17 protein-coding genes and 1 pseudogene are annotated in these 16,767 nt (G+C 37.9%); 8 read left to right on the top strand and 10 right to left on the bottom strand.

Going from position 1 to position 16,767, the window contains the following annotated elements; genetic code table 11:
• Positions 1 to 30: 30 nt before the first annotated feature.
• Positions 31 to 2,541, bottom strand: coding sequence for a preprotein translocase subunit SecA (gene secA / locus BUC45_RS01800; RefSeq protein ID WP_296969886.1), 2,511 nt, complete (start codon positions 2,539 to 2,541; stop codon positions 31 to 33).
• Positions 2,542 to 2,769: 228 nt separating this feature from the next.
• Positions 2,770 to 3,009, bottom strand: coding sequence for a hypothetical protein (locus BUC45_RS01795; protein WP_296969883.1), 240 nt, complete (start codon positions 3,007 to 3,009; stop codon positions 2,770 to 2,772).
• A 91-nt stretch (positions 3,010 to 3,100) separates the two neighbouring features.
• Between BUC45_RS01795 and BUC45_RS01790 the strand changes: the two genes are divergently transcribed.
• The 5 genes from BUC45_RS01790 (at position 3,101) to BUC45_RS01775 (ending at position 7,711) form a co-directional block, all read left to right on the top strand.
• Positions 3,101 to 3,637 (top strand): RNA polymerase sigma factor, encoded by a 537-nt coding sequence (locus tag BUC45_RS01790; RefSeq protein ID WP_296969880.1) that lies wholly within the window; start codon positions 3,101 to 3,103, stop codon positions 3,635 to 3,637.
• A complete protein-coding gene (locus BUC45_RS01785) occupies positions 3,579 to 3,941 on the top strand; it encodes a hypothetical protein (protein WP_296969914.1) in 363 nt (120 codons plus the stop codon). Before BUC45_RS01790 ends, BUC45_RS01785 begins: the two co-directional genes overlap by 59 nt.
• Before the next feature lie 256 nt (positions 3,942 to 4,197).
• On the top strand, positions 4,198 to 5,688 hold the full coding sequence (locus BUC45_RS01780; RefSeq protein ID WP_296969877.1) for a hypothetical protein: 1,491 nt from the start codon (positions 4,198 to 4,200) through the stop codon (positions 5,686 to 5,688).
• 283 nt (positions 5,689 to 5,971) lie between these two features.
• Positions 5,972 to 6,271 carry a VanZ family protein gene (locus BUC45_RS11950; protein WP_366749506.1) on the top strand — a complete coding sequence of 100 codons (300 nt, stop codon included), beginning with the start codon at positions 5,972 to 5,974 and terminating at the stop codon, positions 6,269 to 6,271.
• Positions 6,272 to 6,772: 501 nt separating this feature from the next.
• The gene (locus BUC45_RS01775) at positions 6,773 to 7,711 is read left to right on the top strand and encodes a hypothetical protein (protein WP_296969874.1); all 939 of its coding nucleotides are present in this window, start codon (positions 6,773 to 6,775) and stop codon (positions 7,709 to 7,711) included.
• A 1-nt stretch (position 7,712) separates the two neighbouring features.
• Here BUC45_RS01775 and BUC45_RS01770 read toward each other — a convergent pair.
• From BUC45_RS01770 to BUC45_RS01735, 8 genes and pseudogenes are all read right to left on the bottom strand, one after another.
• Positions 7,713 to 7,906, bottom strand: a pseudogene (locus BUC45_RS01770) (S-adenosylmethionine:tRNA ribosyltransferase-isomerase); the annotation flags it as partial.
• Between the two features lie 11 nt (positions 7,907 to 7,917).
• The gene (locus BUC45_RS01765) at positions 7,918 to 8,190 is read right to left on the bottom strand and encodes a hypothetical protein (protein ID WP_296969872.1); all 273 of its coding nucleotides are present in this window, start codon (positions 8,188 to 8,190) and stop codon (positions 7,918 to 7,920) included.
• A gap of 15 nt (positions 8,191 to 8,205) precedes the next feature.
• Positions 8,206 to 8,562, bottom strand: coding sequence for a hypothetical protein (locus BUC45_RS01760; protein ID WP_296969870.1), 357 nt, complete (start codon positions 8,560 to 8,562; stop codon positions 8,206 to 8,208).
• A gap of 136 nt (positions 8,563 to 8,698) precedes the next feature.
• Positions 8,699 to 9,226 (bottom strand): ribosome-associated translation inhibitor RaiA, encoded by a 528-nt coding sequence (gene raiA, locus BUC45_RS01755; protein WP_013777915.1) that lies wholly within the window; start codon positions 9,224 to 9,226, stop codon positions 8,699 to 8,701.
• A gap of 185 nt (positions 9,227 to 9,411) precedes the next feature.
• A complete protein-coding gene (locus BUC45_RS01750) occupies positions 9,412 to 9,612 on the bottom strand; it encodes a cold-shock protein (RefSeq protein WP_013777914.1) in 201 nt (66 codons plus the stop codon).
• 118 nt (positions 9,613 to 9,730) lie between these two features.
• On the bottom strand, positions 9,731 to 11,383 hold the full coding sequence (locus BUC45_RS01745; protein ID WP_296969868.1) for a nucleoside kinase: 1,653 nt from the start codon (positions 11,381 to 11,383) through the stop codon (positions 9,731 to 9,733).
• 58 nt (positions 11,384 to 11,441) lie between these two features.
• Positions 11,442 to 12,308 (bottom strand): YgcG family protein, encoded by an 867-nt coding sequence (locus BUC45_RS01740; RefSeq protein ID WP_296969866.1) that lies wholly within the window; start codon positions 12,306 to 12,308, stop codon positions 11,442 to 11,444.
• 43 nt (positions 12,309 to 12,351) lie between these two features.
• Entirely contained in the window at positions 12,352 to 12,930 is a 579-nt protein-coding gene (locus BUC45_RS01735) for a LemA family protein (protein WP_013777911.1), read from the bottom strand.
• Positions 12,931 to 13,176: 246 nt separating this feature from the next.
• On the opposite strand from BUC45_RS01735, the gene BUC45_RS01730 reads away from it, so the two are divergent.
• The 3 genes from BUC45_RS01730 to BUC45_RS01720 all read left to right on the top strand — a co-directional run bounded on the left by BUC45_RS01730 (position 13,177) and on the right by BUC45_RS01720 (position 16,674).
• Positions 13,177 to 14,175: a TAXI family TRAP transporter solute-binding subunit gene (locus BUC45_RS01730; RefSeq protein ID WP_296969865.1), complete on the top strand. Its 999-nt coding sequence runs from the start codon at positions 13,177 to 13,179 to the stop codon at positions 14,173 to 14,175.
• A 95-nt stretch (positions 14,176 to 14,270) separates the two neighbouring features.
• The gene (locus tag BUC45_RS01725) at positions 14,271 to 14,735 is read left to right on the top strand and encodes a DUF1850 domain-containing protein (RefSeq protein WP_296969863.1); all 465 of its coding nucleotides are present in this window, start codon (positions 14,271 to 14,273) and stop codon (positions 14,733 to 14,735) included.
• Positions 14,728 to 16,674, top strand: coding sequence for a TRAP transporter permease (locus BUC45_RS01720; RefSeq protein WP_296969862.1), 1,947 nt, complete (start codon positions 14,728 to 14,730; stop codon positions 16,672 to 16,674). The genes BUC45_RS01725 and BUC45_RS01720 overlap by 8 nt, the downstream gene beginning before the upstream one ends.
• Positions 16,675 to 16,767: the final 93 nt, after the last annotated feature.

The raw sequence follows: 16,767 nt of genomic DNA, 5'->3' as shown, positions 1-16,767 counted from the left end.
TCATTTCATAAATAAATATCTGCTTTCCCCTTAAACCGTTCTACCGCAGCATTTTTTATATTTCTTGCCGCTGCCGCAGGGGCAAGGATCATTGCGGCCTATTTTCTTTTGTTTCCTTATCGGTTGAGATTTTTCTCCAGTTTCACTATGAGAATAGGACATATTGTAAGTCTTTTCCCGCCTTTCCGGAGCTGCCTTTATCCGAACTCGGAAAAGATATCGCAGGGTATCTTCCTGGATATTTTTTATCATATCCTGAAACATCTCATAACCTTCGAATTTATACTCTATTACCGGATCTCTTTGACCGTATGCTCTAAGGCCTATGCCTTCTCGCAATTGATCCATGGCATCAATATGATCCATCCATTTTTGGTCAACGGTCTTGAGCATAATATACCGTTCCAGTTCACGCATGGTATCACTGCCTAGCTCTGCTTCCTTTTTCTCATAAGCAGCTTGAGCCTTTTCGATGAGTATACTGCAAATATCCTCCCTTGACATATCCTCAAGTTTGCTTTCGTCAATATCGCAGCTTATTTGAAATATATCCTTCAAATACTCTGAAAGACCGCTTATATCCCACTCTTCCGGATGAATTTCCTTTGAAGCATATATATCCATCAATCTATCTACAACCTGGGCAATCATTTCCATTATACTGTCTTTTAGGTTTTCGCTTTCCAGCACATGCCGTCTCTGGGAATATATGACTTCACGCTGGGTATTCATCACATCATCATATTCTAAAACATGTTTTCTTATATCAAAATTGTGGGCTTCAACCTTCTTTTGAGCATTCTCGATAGACTTTGTTATAAGCGGATGTTCAATAGGCTGATCCTCTTCTAAGCCTAACTTATCCATTATGCCTTTTATATTATCTGCTCCGAAAAGCCGCATTAAATCATCTTCCAGGGATATATAAAATCTTGAAGAACCTGGATCTCCCTGCCGTCCGGACCGGCCTCTGAGCTGGTTGTCAATTCGGCGGGACTCATGTCTTTCGGTACCTATTATGTGAAGACCTCCAAGCTCTGCCACTCCTTCTCCCAATACTATATCGGTACCTCTACCGGCCATATTGGTCGCAATAGTCACAGCACCCTTTTGCCCTGCCTGTGCTATTATTTGCGCTTCCTTTTCATGGTACTTGGCATTTAACACCTGATGGGGGATGCCCTTGCGTTTCAGCATGCTGCTTAAAAGTTCGGATTTCTCAATGGAGATTGTGCCTACAAGCACCGGACGCCCTTTTCTATGACATTCTTGGATTTCTTCCACTACAGCATTGAATTTACCCTTTTCCGTCTTATAGACAGCATCAGGATAATCTGTTCTTATCATAGGTTTATTCGTAGGTATAACTACTACGTCAAGGCCGTAAATCCCGCGGAATTCTTCCTCCTCCGTAGCTGCAGTACCTGTCATGCCTGCAAGTTTCTTATACATGCGGAAATAATTCTGAAATGTTATGGTTGCTAATGTCTTGCTCTCGTTTTCTACTTTGACGCCTTCCTTTGCTTCAATGGCTTGGTGCAAACCATCGCTGTATCTTCGGCCGAACATAAGTCTACCTGTGAATTCGTCAACGATTATTACCTGTCCGTCTTTTACAACATAATCCCTGTCTAATTTCATTAGCGCATGTGCCTTCAAGGCTTGCTGCAGATGGTGTAATAATTCCATATTTTCTTCGTCATACAGGTTTTCAATACCTAGAAAACTTTCAGCTTTTTTGATTCCCTTTTCCGTCGGCATGACGCTGTGAGCTTTTTCGTCCACCGTATAATCTTCATCTGGCACAAGTCGGGGAACAAATCGGGCAAATTTATAATATATATCCGTAGACTCTTCGGCTTGCCCTGAAATTATAAGCGGAGTCCGAGCCTCGTCAATGAGTATACTGTCAACTTCATCAACGATGGCATAGTTTAAAGGTCGTTGAACCATATGCTCTTTGTAGAGTACCATATTATCTCTCAGATAGTCAAAGCCGAATTCATTGTTGGTGCCGTAAGTTATGTCGGCATTATAAGCTTTTTTACGCTCCTCAAAATCCAAATCATGAACTATCAGGCCCACCTCAAGCCCTAAAAAATTATATATCTTGCCCATCCATTCACTATCTCTTTTTGCCAGGTAATCGTTAACTGTGACTATATGAACGCCTTGTCCAGTAAGAGCATTTAGATACACCGGCATTGTAGCGACTAATGTTTTGCCTTCACCGGTCTTCATCTCGGCTATGCGACCTTGATGAAGGACAATGCCGCCCATAACTTGAACGTCAAAAGGCCTCATATTCAGCGTTCTCTTGGATGCCTCTCTTACCACAGCAAAGGCCTCCGGCAAGATGTCATCCAGGGTTTCCCCTTTGGAAAGCCGTTCTTTAAACTCATCGGTTTTACTGCGAAGTTCACTGTCGGAAAGCTTTTCGATGGAAGGTTCCAAAGCATTAATCACGTCAACCGTTTTTTGAAGTTTTTTGATTTCCTTTTCATTGCCGTTGCCTAATATTTTATTAAGTATATTTAACATACTACCACCTCAATCTGCTTAAAAGCATAGGTCAAAATTGACTTTTTATAGTTGAATCATAGTATTAATTATATTACATTTTATTGTTTGTGTCATCTTATACTGCCTTTTTACACACGGCAAACGCATGAAAAATTATTCTAACACAACAATCCCAAAAGGATTTTTAAAAAAATGCCGTTGCGGCAAAAAATATGAGAGATGCAGTATGTTTGTGGTGCTCCAAATTTAATCAACACTGGTACAAGACAATACTTTTTCAAGGTAACTTAAACTCCCTGATGCTTTAAAACGTTTAGCCTTCAAACTTCTTCTCTTTTTTGACTTTTCCAGTTTAAGAATGTTTACTGCAAATTTTGTGGCATCAGGTTCTATGCTACATAGGTAATATCTTGTTTCACATGTTTTTGCCGTGGCCTTTTCTATCAACAGTAAATATTTTTTTAAAAACTCATATGGAAATTTCATTGAGTAAACCATATGCAGATGATACAATAAAACAAGAGTTAATTGTCCGAAAATATATTAGATTCACCTACATAATTGAGGACTGGTATATATGCTCATATATTTGACAATGTGCGGCAGCAATGCTGACAGCAGCAAATTTGAACTGCTTTACAAGAATTATAAGGCATCTATGTTTAAAATAGCAAATGCCATCTTGAAAAATGTAGATTTGGCAGAAGATGCTGTCCAGCAATCCTTCATGAAAATTATTAAAAATTTACATAAAATCGATGATGTTTTTTCTAACAAAACCAGAGCTCTAATCGTTATTATTGTTAAGAACACATCTATTGATATATACCGCCGACGAAAGAAAAATTATGCCGTTTCCTTGGAAGAATTGGCAATTGAACCAATTGACACCAACATGGCACCGCCGGAATTTGTCATATCCGAAGAATCTGCGGAATTGATGAAAAGCAATATATCAAAATTGCCGCAAAAATACTCCGATGTTATAATTCTGAGATATTTTTATGATTACAGTAATGCTGAAATCGCACAAATGCTTAATATAAGCAATGAAAATGTTCGATATAGATTGCACAAAGCAAAAAAGAGCGGAAAACCGGAACAAATATGGTAGGATTCTGAGCAAAACGGCAGCCGTATTTATCATAGCTACATGGTTCTTGGTAGCCAAGGTTGAAGCCGTCAGAGTTCCGGTGATGAATTTTTATCTGGACATTAAGGATGAATTCACCAGGATAGTGATTCAGGACGAAGGCACTGAACCCCATGTGCACCTGACCAATTATAAAGAATTATACCTGCCGAGCTTTATACCCGACTCATATAAACCGGTTCGTGTCATCGACAATAAATATGAATGCATCATAACCTATGAAAATGACAAGGGAGATTCTCGGAAGATGAAATCGAACCTTTAACCGATGAAGAATTAAACAAAATTCCTAAAAATAACAAATATAGTGTTAGTTCCAACAGCTATGATAAATATTTCTATATTCATGATCCCGGAATGAAAAATGGGAAAAATATTAATTTCACTGATAATCTTAAAGACGCTGAACTTGAAGACATTAGTCGAATAGTAGTGTATTAACAATCATCCATGAATTGTCTCTCATCTGAGATGAGAGACAATCTTTACTATATAATATATAATTTATAGGAGGATTTCGTTTGAAAAAAGCATGTATATTATTGGTAACAATGCTAATAGCGTTATCTTTATTTATCATTGGATGCAAAAATGCCGAAATAAAAGAAGATAACTCATTACCGATTACATATGATAACAAAAGCCACTCGAATGAAATCGGTGCAAAAAATACCACAAATGATAATTCCGATAGAATAAAATCTCAAAATCTGTCAAAATCAATTGAATGGGTATTTCCTCCTGAATTGGACATACATCGCACTCTTGCTCAGCATTCAAATATAGCATTAGACTCCGAAAAGAACATTCTCTATACCACAAATTTTGAAGAAGGTTTAACTGCCATCCATGCTTCAAGCGGAGAAGTCGCCGGCGAATATAAGTTTTTTGACATGGGACTAAATTCCGTGGAAATAGTTGAGTTGGGATTACATCCCAACGGAAACATATATGCCTATGATTTTGGTAATTCTAAGGTTTTGATAATAAATCCCAATGGCAAATTAGAGTATACTATTCCTTTCGAATACAATGAAAACTTTATAATGACCGTTCCGAAATTTGTTTTTACCAAAAACAGTTTTGCATATTTTGGCGGTCAGGATGGAAAAGTTTATTGTGTTAATGAAAAAGGCGACATAATATGGAATGTATTAATCGGAGAAAATAAAGTAACAAACACTAACCAACCGGTGACGGAAATCTGCATTTCAAACGATGAAGGTCTCATAATAGCGGTCAGCAGCTTTACCGAATATAACCCAGTATATGGGATAGATGCCCTCACCGGGGAAATTAAATGGGAGTATATAAATCCAAAGTTTAAATATGTTTCTTATATAACCAAAGATAGATTCAACAATATCATACTGGCAGCCAATGATCCCAAGCAAAGTGATATATGGTTCTCTGCTGATCCCAACGCTCCGGATCCTCCCTTTGATAAGATAAATACGATAATAGGTGGTTCTATAATACTCCTGGATTCAAACGGGAACGAAAAAAGCATATTGGAAATACCTAACGAGGTGAATATAGAATTAGTTAAACCGGATCCGTCACATAAACGGCTAATAGCAATATGCAGTACCTATGTAAAAGAGGAAAATTTATTGTCTCCATACTTTTTATTTATTATTGATTATGAAGGAAATATTATAAAAGGCAGATCTGTTAATATGTCAATGGAAGTATTGGCACGTAAGAGTGAGGATAATATATTAGTGGATGGAGATTATATTTACGTCGGGTCCGATGATGGCTTGAAAAAGTTTGATATAGATGGAAATTTGATCGATACGCATGATATCATCATAGATGAAAAAATTCACGCACGCATATTTCAAACCGATCCGAAGGAAAAAGTCATATACCTTATCGGAACCGGAGAGCAGATTTCAGATGAGCATGGCAGTTCTTCAAGAATCTTTAAATATTTTTATTATGAAATGGTATCTGAAGATGATATTGAACCTTTAACCGATGAAGAATTAAATAAAATTCCCAACTAGGGGCGATCTGTAATACGGATGGGCAGGCCTCCCGGTAATCTTATATAAGGTTATTTGACTTGGAGGATTTGCAAACGATAAATTCTGTATTGTTTCAATTTATATCGTCGATAGGTTATATAGCCGTTTTGATTTAGGGATTAAAAAGAAAATATCACTGTCAAAACATATCTTGATTTTTTTATTTTTTGTGTATATAGTCAGCTTTCTGTTTATAACGCTGTCCCAAATTCCCCTAAAAATAATTTTGTTCCTTTTAAAAGTATTATTCAACTAATAAGAAATCCCAAGTCCAGATCATCTTTTTCGACAAGTCTTTGGCAATATTATTCTATTTGTTTCAATGGGTTTTTTAACTCCGCTGTTGTTTAGAGAAATATCCGCTTTTCATGAGATAGTTCTAGTTGGTTTTATTTCATCTTTTACTGTGGAATTTCTCCAATTTTTTATATCTTTTATCATCGGTACATACAGGATAACCGATATAGATGATATTATTTCAAACATTATCGGGTCTGTAATTGGTTTTGTTCTATTTCATTTATATCATGACCTTTGTATAAAGCGATACTATACAGATTAAACATGTGCCAGTGGGATAGGCCTCCTAGTAATACCTGAAGTAACATAATCTCTAGTCCAAAAATGGGAAAAATGTATTCTAAAGAATACATTAACCTCCATTACTATTGCCATACATACCTGAATGGGACTAATAAAAGTAGAGGTGTCTGCAGAATGGCACCATAAAACAGGTGGTACACCAGTTCTCATAAAATCTTATTGGAGGGTATTGATTATTGAAAATGGATAATTAAGCTAATTTCATGTTTTCTGGTGCCATGAATAATCGCATTATTTTACTCTACTTTTAATTACTACGTTTATTAGAACAATGATTACTATAGGATTCTTTCTTTTACATATAAAATCTTTAAGCATAGTTAAAGTTTTACAAATCGTAATCTTGATTTTTTTACTTCAGATAGAATAAGAATCAAAACGTATGCACCAAGAGATGCTGAACCAGGGGGTACGTCCCCTTGGTTCTATAAAATAGCTTCATAAAGTGAGGAGGAATCAAATGAAAAATAAGCTTTTATTTATTTGCATCACGGCAGTCCTTGTCCTGGTAATATTGACGCCTGCCTTATTTCGGGAAGGCAGTACTATACCGGTAATTAAAGGAACCGTAAGGCTCGCATTGTCTAATGATATTGTGGTGCCTATTGATTCGGCAAGGTATATCACAAGAAATGAGGACGGTGCCGATTTAATGATTTCATTTGTGGAAAACAAGGGGTGGAAATACAGAGGCAGATATGGTGAAGGTTATGTTTTTCAAAAATATAAAAAGCCGGTGAATATGACCATTAGTATTGGCAGTGAAGAATTCTTGAAGTATTTTAGGTTGTGGAAGACTACACCTGACGGCATTTCCTTGACCTTGGTGCATCAAGTGGATGCAGAACCAAGGGGTACGTCCCCATGGTTTACGACTAATTATGCACCGGATACTAAAGACCGGTATATCGCAAGTATTGCCAGGCAAAAGGGAATTACTTTTGAAGAAGCAAAAAAAATAAATGATACGGAAGTGTCTTTATTACTTAAAGGTAGACCTGCAGATGAAGAAATAAGATATAAGACAGTCGACAAACATGCTGGAGATATCCGCAGTAATAAAAAAATATTCGAAGTCAACATGTCTACAGAAGTAAGGTATCTTTGGAGTAATACACATAAAAAGCCGCTTGAAATCGATAATATTGTGGCCCCTGTCATCTACATTCCGGATGCCGGCATATCAGCAATAGTCGGCGGGGAATTTAATATTGAACAGACTTTGTCCAAAATAAGGGCCAGTCAAACGGCTGTTGTCACATATGCCGCAAGTTCTTCACTCGGAATTACCGCAGAGCAGGATATCTCTAATATCAGCGCTGCATCAGGCGGTATGGTGTATCTTACAACAAACAGCAATACCTATGTGCTGAATATTGAGCTTGCAGATTTATACTAAACTAAACGATTAACATTGCATCACCAAACTAAGAAACTTATATCGCTTATTTACTGCCTCTTTGTACGCGTTTAAAATCTTTTCCCTTCCCGCGAAAGCACTGACAAGCATTATAAGGGTAGATTTAGGAAGGTGAAAGTTGGTTATAAGGCCGTCTACGGCTTTAAAGTTATAGCCTGGATAGATAAATATGTCGTTGGTGTTATTTAAATCAGCAGGCCTATTCTTCTATTTATAGCACCTAACACTGCCGATACTACCCCTTCATAGATGTCCTGCTTGATTAAAGCACTGCCTAAAAGATATTCTTCTTTTTCGTCCATTGAAAGAAGAATAAGGACAGATATGGCTTGATAGTTGCCAATTCTATATGTATATATATCATCTAATAAAAGAGCAAAGTCCTCAGCCAAAAAAAGCCGCACAGCATTTAACGCAGCACAAGCTGTGGTTCTCATGCGATTTTGAAGTGATGTCAAACCTGTTGCTGATCCTTATAAGATTTTTCCTTCGGGATCAGCCAGTAAAACCTTTACTTCAAGATTATTACGGGTTTTGCTTGTTGCGATTTTCGATATTTTCAATCTCGGCTGCATCACATTTTTTTCATCATTTATCTGTGCAATACTTATTTTTTTGTGGTCGATTTCAGAGCCCAGAAATGCTATCAGTGTTGATTCCACATCTCTTGCTATCTGCTTAGGGCTTCTGCCGGCCTTTGATATGACATGAATTTCCGCTATTTTACCATCAGGTCCTGTTATAATTTTCGCCGAAACAATGTCCTTTATTTTTTTTATCAGGTCCTCGCAATGGGAAATAAGCATATTTTCCTCTAAAAAACAATCCATGATATCACCCCACATTTCATATGGTTTAAATTCGACTTTTAATTGGCAATTCCTCCTATTGCAAATATAATGATTAAAATATATAAATAATATTAAAAAGCCCGCTGTTTAGGCGGGCTTTGATTCATTCTTAAGTTTACAAAAGTTCAGGTTCTATCAAACCATAGTTGCCGTCGCGGCGCTTATAAACCACGTTGACTTCGTCAGTTTCAGCATTAGAGAAAACAAAGAAGTCATGACCCAATAAATCCATCTGCATTACGGCTTCTTCCAAATCCATGGGTTTTAAGGCAAATTTCTTGATTCTTACAATTCTGGGCTCATTTTCATTTGATGCTTTCTTGCCATTTCCGCTGTAGTCAAAAGACTTCTTTTTGATGTTTCGAGCTGTTTTAGTCTTATACTTTTCTATTTGTTTTTCGAGTTTATCCACTACAGCGTCGATGGAAGAATACATATCATAGGTTTCCGTTTCACCGCGCAGTAACATGCCATTAATAGGCATAGTCACTTCCACAATGTGCCGATTCTTTTCGACACTTAATGTTACTTGAGCTTCTACCTCACTGTCGAAGAATCTTTCGAGCTTTCCTAATTTCTTTTCTGCATAGTCCTTTAAAGCTTTTGTTACAGTAAAATTTTTACCGCTGATGTTTAATTTCATAAAGCTCAACTCCCTTCTGGGAATTTTTTATAAAATGCATCGATTGATGCATTTTATCCGAAATTGCAATTATTGCTATATGTAACTATATTATATATAATATCCCAGGTTTATTCAAATTATATTTCCGCTAATAAACGGTAAGAACATAAAAAGCCTGGGGGATAGCCCAGGCTTATTTTCAGCTATTGAACCAATGTTACATTTTCGGCTTGAGGACCTTTTTGGCCTTCTACAACGTCAAATTCTACGCTATCTCCTTCTTTTAAGGTCTTAAAGCCTTCCTGCTGAATTGCCGAATAGTGAACAAAGACATCTTTGTCTCCTTCGACTTCGATGAAACCATAGCCTTTTTCTTGGTTAAACCACTTAACTTTACCTTGCAATTATTCATTCCTCCTAAAAACTCAATAAAAATATATGTCTATCTGGTTTCAATATATCACACTCAAAAAACAAAGTCAAATTTAAGTTCCGACTTAAATGTTCAGTTTTGAGCAACTCCTACTCATAAAAGCAGCTACCGCCTATAAACTCCCTTATAATGGATGTAAGTGGAATATCCCTCTCATACTCAATCGGCTCCACATACTCAAGAAATTTTAAGAGGTGGTTTGCCTTTATATACTCTGGTTCTTGAATTTTAATTTGTTTCAAAAGTGGAACCGCATATTTTTTTAGTACGGGTATTTCATAAACTAATGCAGAATTAAACATTATATCTGCTTCTTCCTGATATGGAAAAATATTTTCTTGTGCACCTTTCATAACAGACGGCCATATAGATATGGTTTTTTTGGCATCAGCTGCTCTGCTCCAGCTGTCGCGAACAATGCGCCTTAATAATCTTGTATCTGTGGTAGAAATACGGTTGTGATTGTCAAGATTGATTTGAGTCAAAGCACTTACATATATTTTAAATTTATTTTCTTTCGGAATTGATGCCGTTAAATGCTCATTCAATCCGTGAATACCTTCGATAATAATGGGCTGGTCTTTTTCAATTTTTATGGGATAATTTCTATACTCTCTTTTCCCTGTTTGGAAATTGAATTTCGGCAGAATGACTTCCTTTCCCTGAATAAGTCTTGTCAATTGCTGATTAAAGAGCTTGAGGTCAATAGCCTCTAATGCTTCAAAATTCGGTTTTCCATCCTCACCTAGCGGAGTCTTATCTCTGTCTAGAAAATAATCGTCTAAAGAAATGGAAATTGGTTTGAGGCCGTTTACCATAAGCTGCACTATTAGCCGCTGAGCAAAAGTGGTTTTGCCTGATGAAGAAGGACCGGCTATAAGAATTATTCTTAACTGCTCGCTGTCTTTATAAATAATATCTGCAATCTGGGCTATCTTTTTTTCATGGAGGGCCTCGGCTATTCTTATGACTTCACCGCTTTTACCTGATCTTATGCAGTCATTCAAAGCTCCTACATCGGGAATCCCCAGAATCTGCGCCCATCTATTTGATTCTCTAAAGATACTTGAAAGTTTTGGCTGCTCGCGATATGGTGCTATATAAGTGGGATTTGTTTTACTTGGATGCTGTAAAATAATACCCGGCAAATAGAACCTTAGTTTAAACCACCTTAAATAACCTGTGGATGGCACCATATACCCGTAAAAGTAGTTTTTCATGCCATCTAATTCATATATATTGATATATTCCTCTTTCCGATACTTTAGAAGCCTTACTTTGTCTTGCATGCCGGCTTTTTTAAATATGTCCAGAGCATCTTCAATAGGCATTTTATATTTTTTAATAGGCACATCCTTTTCAACTAACTGCCGCATTCTGTTCTCTATGGCCTCTACTTCTTCCTCATCTATCGGTTCTTCAGCCATGAGCTCGGAATACAATCCGTCGCCAAGAGAATGTTCAACACGAACCTGACAGTTCGGTATAACATCATGGCAAGCCTTTACAAATAAAAATATCAATGACCTTAGATATATTTTCATCCCGGTCTCTGTCGACATATCGATAAACTCTACTTCACAATCTTTATCAAGCACATATGTCAGTTCTCTAAGTTTCCCATCAACTATGGCAGCAATAATAGGAGAATTAAAATTATGCTGGTAATCTTCTGTTAATTCCATTAGCTTTATTGTCTTATCAATACTTATCTCTTCAAAACCCTTAATAGTTATATTCATGGTACACCTCTTTTCCTGCAAAAACTCTTATTGCAGCATATTTCAAGTTATAAAGAAACTATCGGCTTGCTCCTGCTCCGCCGCTTCTGCCGCCGCCAAAACCTCCGCCGCTGCTACCACCACCAAAGCCGCCTCCGCCAAAACCTCCACCTCTAAAACCGCCACCGCCAAAGCCGCCCCCAAAAGGACCGTCAAAGGGATTCCTGCGGTAGTACCGGCGGCTGTGTTTTTTAGTTAGCAAGATCAGGATAATTATGAAAATTATTACGGCAAGAAGCACTTCCCAAGAAGTTATGTCATCAGCTTCCGCCACTGAATAATTTTGCAGGTCCGATAATTCTTCATTTGCTAAATCCAAACCATATTCCTTGGCAACTTCAGAACAAACTGCCATAAAGGTATCTCGGATTCCTTTGGAATATTCTCCTATTTCAAAAGCGGGCAGTGCAAAATTGTCAAGAATAGCCCCCGCCTTACCGTCATTTATTGCACCTTCAAGGCCATACCCTACCTCTATCCGAATGCGTCCCCTTTGATTATTTAAGATACTTTCTTTATTTACAATGATTAATATACCATTATTTTTTTCCTTATCGCCTATTCCCCAGCTCCTAAATAATTTGAGGGCATAATCTTCTATCTCCATATGCGATAAGTCATTTACAGTGACAACAACTATTTCGGCCTCAGTCTTATCATCTAGGGTCTTTGCAATTTTTTGCATTTCCAGTTTGTCAGCTTCATCTATAAGGTTGGCATAATCAAATACATAAATATTTGTATCAGGTTTGGCAGGCACAGGTTCAGCCGAAGCAAAACCCGAGTTTATAAGCATGAGGCTAAAAACCAGAACCGCAACGACAAAAGATAATGGTTTGGTTTTTACGGGCTTTTTTAATTCATGAGATTTTAATTTTTTAATCAATTTATGTCACCGCTTTCGCAACCAATCAGCCTGCAAATTACAGCTATTTACTATCATCGTTAAAATCTACAATCGGAGTTTCCTTCGCATTTTCCGCAGCTTTAAAGTAGTCCTTCTTTTCAAAGCCAAAAAGTTTTGCAACAATTACGGTTGGAAATCTTCTTATTTTTGTATTGTAATCCTGTACAGCATTATTATAATCCATGCGAGATACTGCTATACGATTCTCTGTTCCTGCCAGTTCATCTGCCAGTTGTCGAAAATTGGCATCGGCCTTCAGTTCAGGATAGTTCTCCGCTATTGCAATGAGCCTTGACAGAGCCGTTGTAAGTTCCTTGTCAGCCTCAGCCTTTTCAGTTACAGAACCTGCGGCCATGAGTTTCTCCCTGGCTCTAGTAACCTCTGTTAATATTTTTTCTTCATGTGCGGCATAACCTTTTACCGTATTTACTAAATTAGGTATTAAATCCATCCGCCTTTGCAGTTGATTTTCTACTTGACTCCATGCACTGTCAACCGCCTCATCGGCTGCTACCAAGCTGTTGTATGTCAAAAAAACAGGCATTACCAAAATAGCGATTATTAATAGTACGGCTATTACTATTTTAAATACGTTTTTCAATGAAGTCCCCTCCCATGTTAGATGTGTATCTTATATATTATACACGAAAATCTCTGAAAAAACAGCAACCTATAATTTATAATAAATAGTAAAATGTTTATTTGCCGAATTTTGTAAATATATTATACTGTATACAAGTATTTGTTTTTTGTTGTATTCAGTAGTTATCTGTTGGTTTTGGTTATATTAAACATATAATACAAATACCATGTAATGAATTATAATATATAATTTGGAGGGAAAAAGATGAGTAAAAAGCTTATTGCTGTTTTGTTAACTGCCTTATTATTAACAGGGCTTATAGTCGGCTGTGGTGGTAAAACCGATGGTGATGCGAATGAGTCTGTCAAGGACAAGGAACAGAAAGCCGAAAATGTTTTTGTAACAATTGCAACCGGAGGCACAGCCGGAACTTATTTCCCGCTTGGCGGAGCTCTTGCTGAGATTTGGACAAATAATATCAGCAATGTTAATTCAACAGCACAGACAACCGGTGCATCGGTAGCCAATGTCAATCTCCTTCGAAATGGCGAAGTGGAAGTAATTTTTGTTCAGAATGATATCGCATATTATGCAGCTAACGGCATCGAGATGTTCCAGGACAATAAGTATGAAGACATCAAGGGGCTTGCCACTCTCTATCCGGAAACTATTCAAATTATTACTCTAGAAGGCAAAAAAATAGATTCACTTGCAGACTTAAAGGGTAAAAAGGTTGCCGTAGGTGCGGCAGGAAGCGGCACCGAAGCTAATGCCAGACAGATACTGGAAGCTGCCGGAATTACTTATGACGATATTAGTATCCAGTACCTATCCTTTTCTGAAGCTGCAAATAATCTAAAGGACGGCAATGTCGATGCAGCCTTCGTTACTGCCGGATTTCCAACAGCAGCCGTCCAGGATATTGCCGCACAGCATAAGGTAAAACTATTAGCCGTTGATGATGCGCTGGCAGACAAACTTATAGAAAAATATCCATTCTACGTTAAAACAGTCATACCTGCCGATACTTACAACGGTATGACAGAAGACGTAAAGGCTGTTTCCGTTATGTCAATGCTCGCAGTAAGTTCAAATCTTGACGAAGAAATTGCTTACAACTTACTCAAGACAATGTATGAAAACCCAGACAGATTAAAAGTTGCCCACTCAATGGGTGCTTTAATCAAGGCTGAAACAGGTCGTGATGGTATGTCAATCGACCTTCATCCGGGTGCTGACAAATATTTTAAAGAAGGAAAATAAATTCAGGGAGGATGCTGAGCATTGGAAATTAACTCCAATGCTCAGATTTTATGAAACTGCGGTTAGAAATTTTTATATTTCTTATTATTTTTTGCATGGCTATATTTTTCTCCAATTATCGGATAGTTAAAGAAAAAACTCTCATATTAGAGGATGAACAACAAAAGACCGTTACGGTTATAGCTGTTCCAAACAGAAGATTTGCACTGAACTTCATACATTCCGTGCAGAAAACTCCGGTACATGAATTTTTTTTAATCAGCAATGATAATAAACTTATTCTGGAAAAAACTACTTACCACTCTTTAGGAGTCGGTCTTCCTTTTTCAGATGAAAACGGTGAATTTTTAAATAAAGAGGGTGAATTCGTCCTTAATATGCACAGGGAATTTGAATCAATACCTATAAGAGTTTCACCTATCCCGCAACATTCTATAACCGTTGGCGGCAAAGACTATCCCCTTCTTGATTTTGTTGAACCCGAGGGCCTGCTCACCATACGGGCAAAAGATAGGTTGCTAATAAAAAATACATTACACAAGGAGAGGGAAAATGAGTGATAAATACCAGGAAACTTCTCAAAATCATGAGGATATATTGAGAAAATTTGATAAAGAATCGGATTATCGAGTACTTTCAGGATTTTCCGCTAAAATAGTGGCAGCTATTGCTATTGCTTTTTCTGTTTTTCATCTTTATACAGCTGTTTGCGGAGTGCTGGATGCCATGATTCAAAGGTCTATTCATCTTTCCTTCGGATTATGCTTAATCTTTTTGCTATATCCTGCCAGAAAAGAATGGCCTAGAAATAAAGTTCATCCGGTAGATGTGGTTTTCGCCATTTTAGGCGCCGCAGCACCTATGTATATAATAATTTTTTATCAGGATCTGGTCTTGCGTGCAGGAACCGTTACAACCACGGATTATGTCGTAGGTCTTATTGCAATACTATTGGTCTTAGAGGCCGCCAGGCGCGTGGTTGGCTGGCCTATTGTGACTATCGCATCTTTATTCATCTTATATGCACTGTTTGGGCGTCAAATTCCCGGTCAACTGGCACATCGTGGAATTGCTCTGCCCAGTCTTGTCGGGCATCTTTTTTATACTACTGAAGGCATTTTTGGAATACCTATTGGGGTTTCTTCCACTTTTATATTCCTTTTTATACTGTTTGGGGCTTTTCTTGAAAAAACCGGCATGGGAGAATTCTTTATCGATTTAGCCAATGCCGTAGCCGGCTGGGCATCTGGCGGCCCGGCTAAAGTTGCGGTGCTTTCCAGCGGTCTTATGGGCACCGTTTCCGGCAGTTCCGTAGCCAATGTGGTTGGAACCGGAAGTTTCACAATACCGATGATGAAAAGGCTGGGCTACAAACCTGAATTTGCAGGGGCTGTAGAGGCAACTGCATCTACAGGCGGTCAGTTGATGCCCCCTATTATGGGCGCTGCAGCTTTTCTCATGTCCGAATTTACACAGATATCTTATGTAAAAATAATCGGTGCTGCGGTTATTCCGGCTCTTCTCTATTATTTTGGAGTTTGGACCGGAGTTCACTTGGAAGCTAAGCGTCTTGGACTTAAAGGATTAAATAAGGATGAGCTCCCCAAAATTAAAACAATTCTCTTGGAAAGAGGGCATTTGCTGCTGCCGCTTGTAGCCATAATATATCTTTTAGTAAAGGGATTTTCCCCAATGAAGGCTGCTCTTTTTGCTATTATTTCATCAATAGTAGCTTCCTTGCTTAGAAAAAATACAAGAATAAGTTTAGCAGATATCATAAACGGTCTTGAGCAAGGAGCCAGAAGTGCTCTGGGCGTTATTGCGGCCACTGCCTGTGCAGGTATAATTATAGGTGTTGTAACTCAAACAGGACTTGGTTTAAAAATGGGCTCTACCTTAGTCGGTCTTGCTAAAGGCAATCTGTTACTTACACTGTTCTTTACAATGCTAACATCCATCATATTAGGCATGGGGGTTCCTACTACGGCTAACTATGTTATTACATCGACAATAGCGGCACCTGCGCTTTTAATGATGAATGTACCGGTGCTTGCCGCTCATATGTTCGTCTTTTATTTCGGCATTATTGCTGATATTACCCCTCCGGTAGCATTAGCCGCTTTTGCCGGTGCCGGCATAGCCAAGGCAAACCCTTTAAAAACAGGGCTTGAAGCTTCCAAGCTTGCCATTGCGGCTTTCCTGGTACCATATATCTTTGTATACAATCCATCCATGCTTTTAATAGATGTAACTGCATGGGGAATCATACAAATTATCATCACTTCCATAATCGGCATTATCGGCGTGGGTTCCGCAGTAGCAGGCTACTTAATAACTGATGAATCGTTTATAGAACGTATTATATTTTTTATCGGCGGAATACTGCTGGTAACGCCCGGCTTAAAAACCGACCTTGCCGGCTTGGTGCTACTGATATTAGGCTATATTATACAGCAGCGCAAAATCTCAAAACATGTTGTAAAAGGTAGCGAAAACTAAAATATAATATAATCTATATGGTTTATAGATATAGAAATAGTCGTTTCATATAAGGTCGTTAGGTAAACCGATTTGCCTTCATAAGGCATAACC

This window comes from Tepidanaerobacter sp. EBM-38, from assembly GCA_001896545.1.
Taxonomy (GTDB): domain Bacteria; phylum Bacillota; class Thermosediminibacteria; order Thermosediminibacterales; family Tepidanaerobacteraceae; genus Tepidanaerobacter.
This window is presented reverse-complemented; position numbering and strand designations above follow the sequence as displayed.

Bases quoted from the DNA above. Each gene is read 5' to 3' on its own strand.
- secA (WP_296969886.1), bottom strand. From the start codon at position 2,541: ATGTTAAATATACTTAATAAAATATTAGGCAACGGCAATGAAAAGGAA.
- BUC45_RS01795 (WP_296969883.1), bottom strand. From the start codon at position 3,009: ATGAAATTTCCATATGAGTTTTTAAAAAAATATTTACTGTTGATAGAA.
- BUC45_RS01790 (WP_296969880.1), top strand. From the start codon at position 3,101: ATGCTCATATATTTGACAATGTGCGGCAGCAATGCTGACAGCAGCAAA.
- BUC45_RS01785 (WP_296969914.1), top strand. From the start codon at position 3,579: ATGTTCGATATAGATTGCACAAAGCAAAAAAGAGCGGAAAACCGGAAC.
- BUC45_RS01775 (WP_296969874.1), top strand. From the start codon at position 6,773: ATGAAAAATAAGCTTTTATTTATTTGCATCACGGCAGTCCTTGTCCTG.
- BUC45_RS01760 (WP_296969870.1), bottom strand. From the start codon at position 8,562: ATGGATTGTTTTTTAGAGGAAAATATGCTTATTTCCCATTGCGAGGAC.
- raiA (WP_013777915.1), bottom strand. From the start codon at position 9,226: ATGAAATTAAACATCAGCGGTAAAAATTTTACTGTAACAAAAGCTTTA.
- BUC45_RS01745 (WP_296969868.1), bottom strand. From the start codon at position 11,383: ATGAATATAACTATTAAGGGTTTTGAAGAGATAAGTATTGATAAGACA.
- BUC45_RS01730 (WP_296969865.1), top strand. From the start codon at position 13,177: ATGAGTAAAAAGCTTATTGCTGTTTTGTTAACTGCCTTATTATTAACA.
- BUC45_RS01725 (WP_296969863.1), top strand. From the start codon at position 14,271: ATGGCTATATTTTTCTCCAATTATCGGATAGTTAAAGAAAAAACTCTC.
- BUC45_RS01720 (WP_296969862.1), top strand. From the start codon at position 14,728: ATGAGTGATAAATACCAGGAAACTTCTCAAAATCATGAGGATATATTG.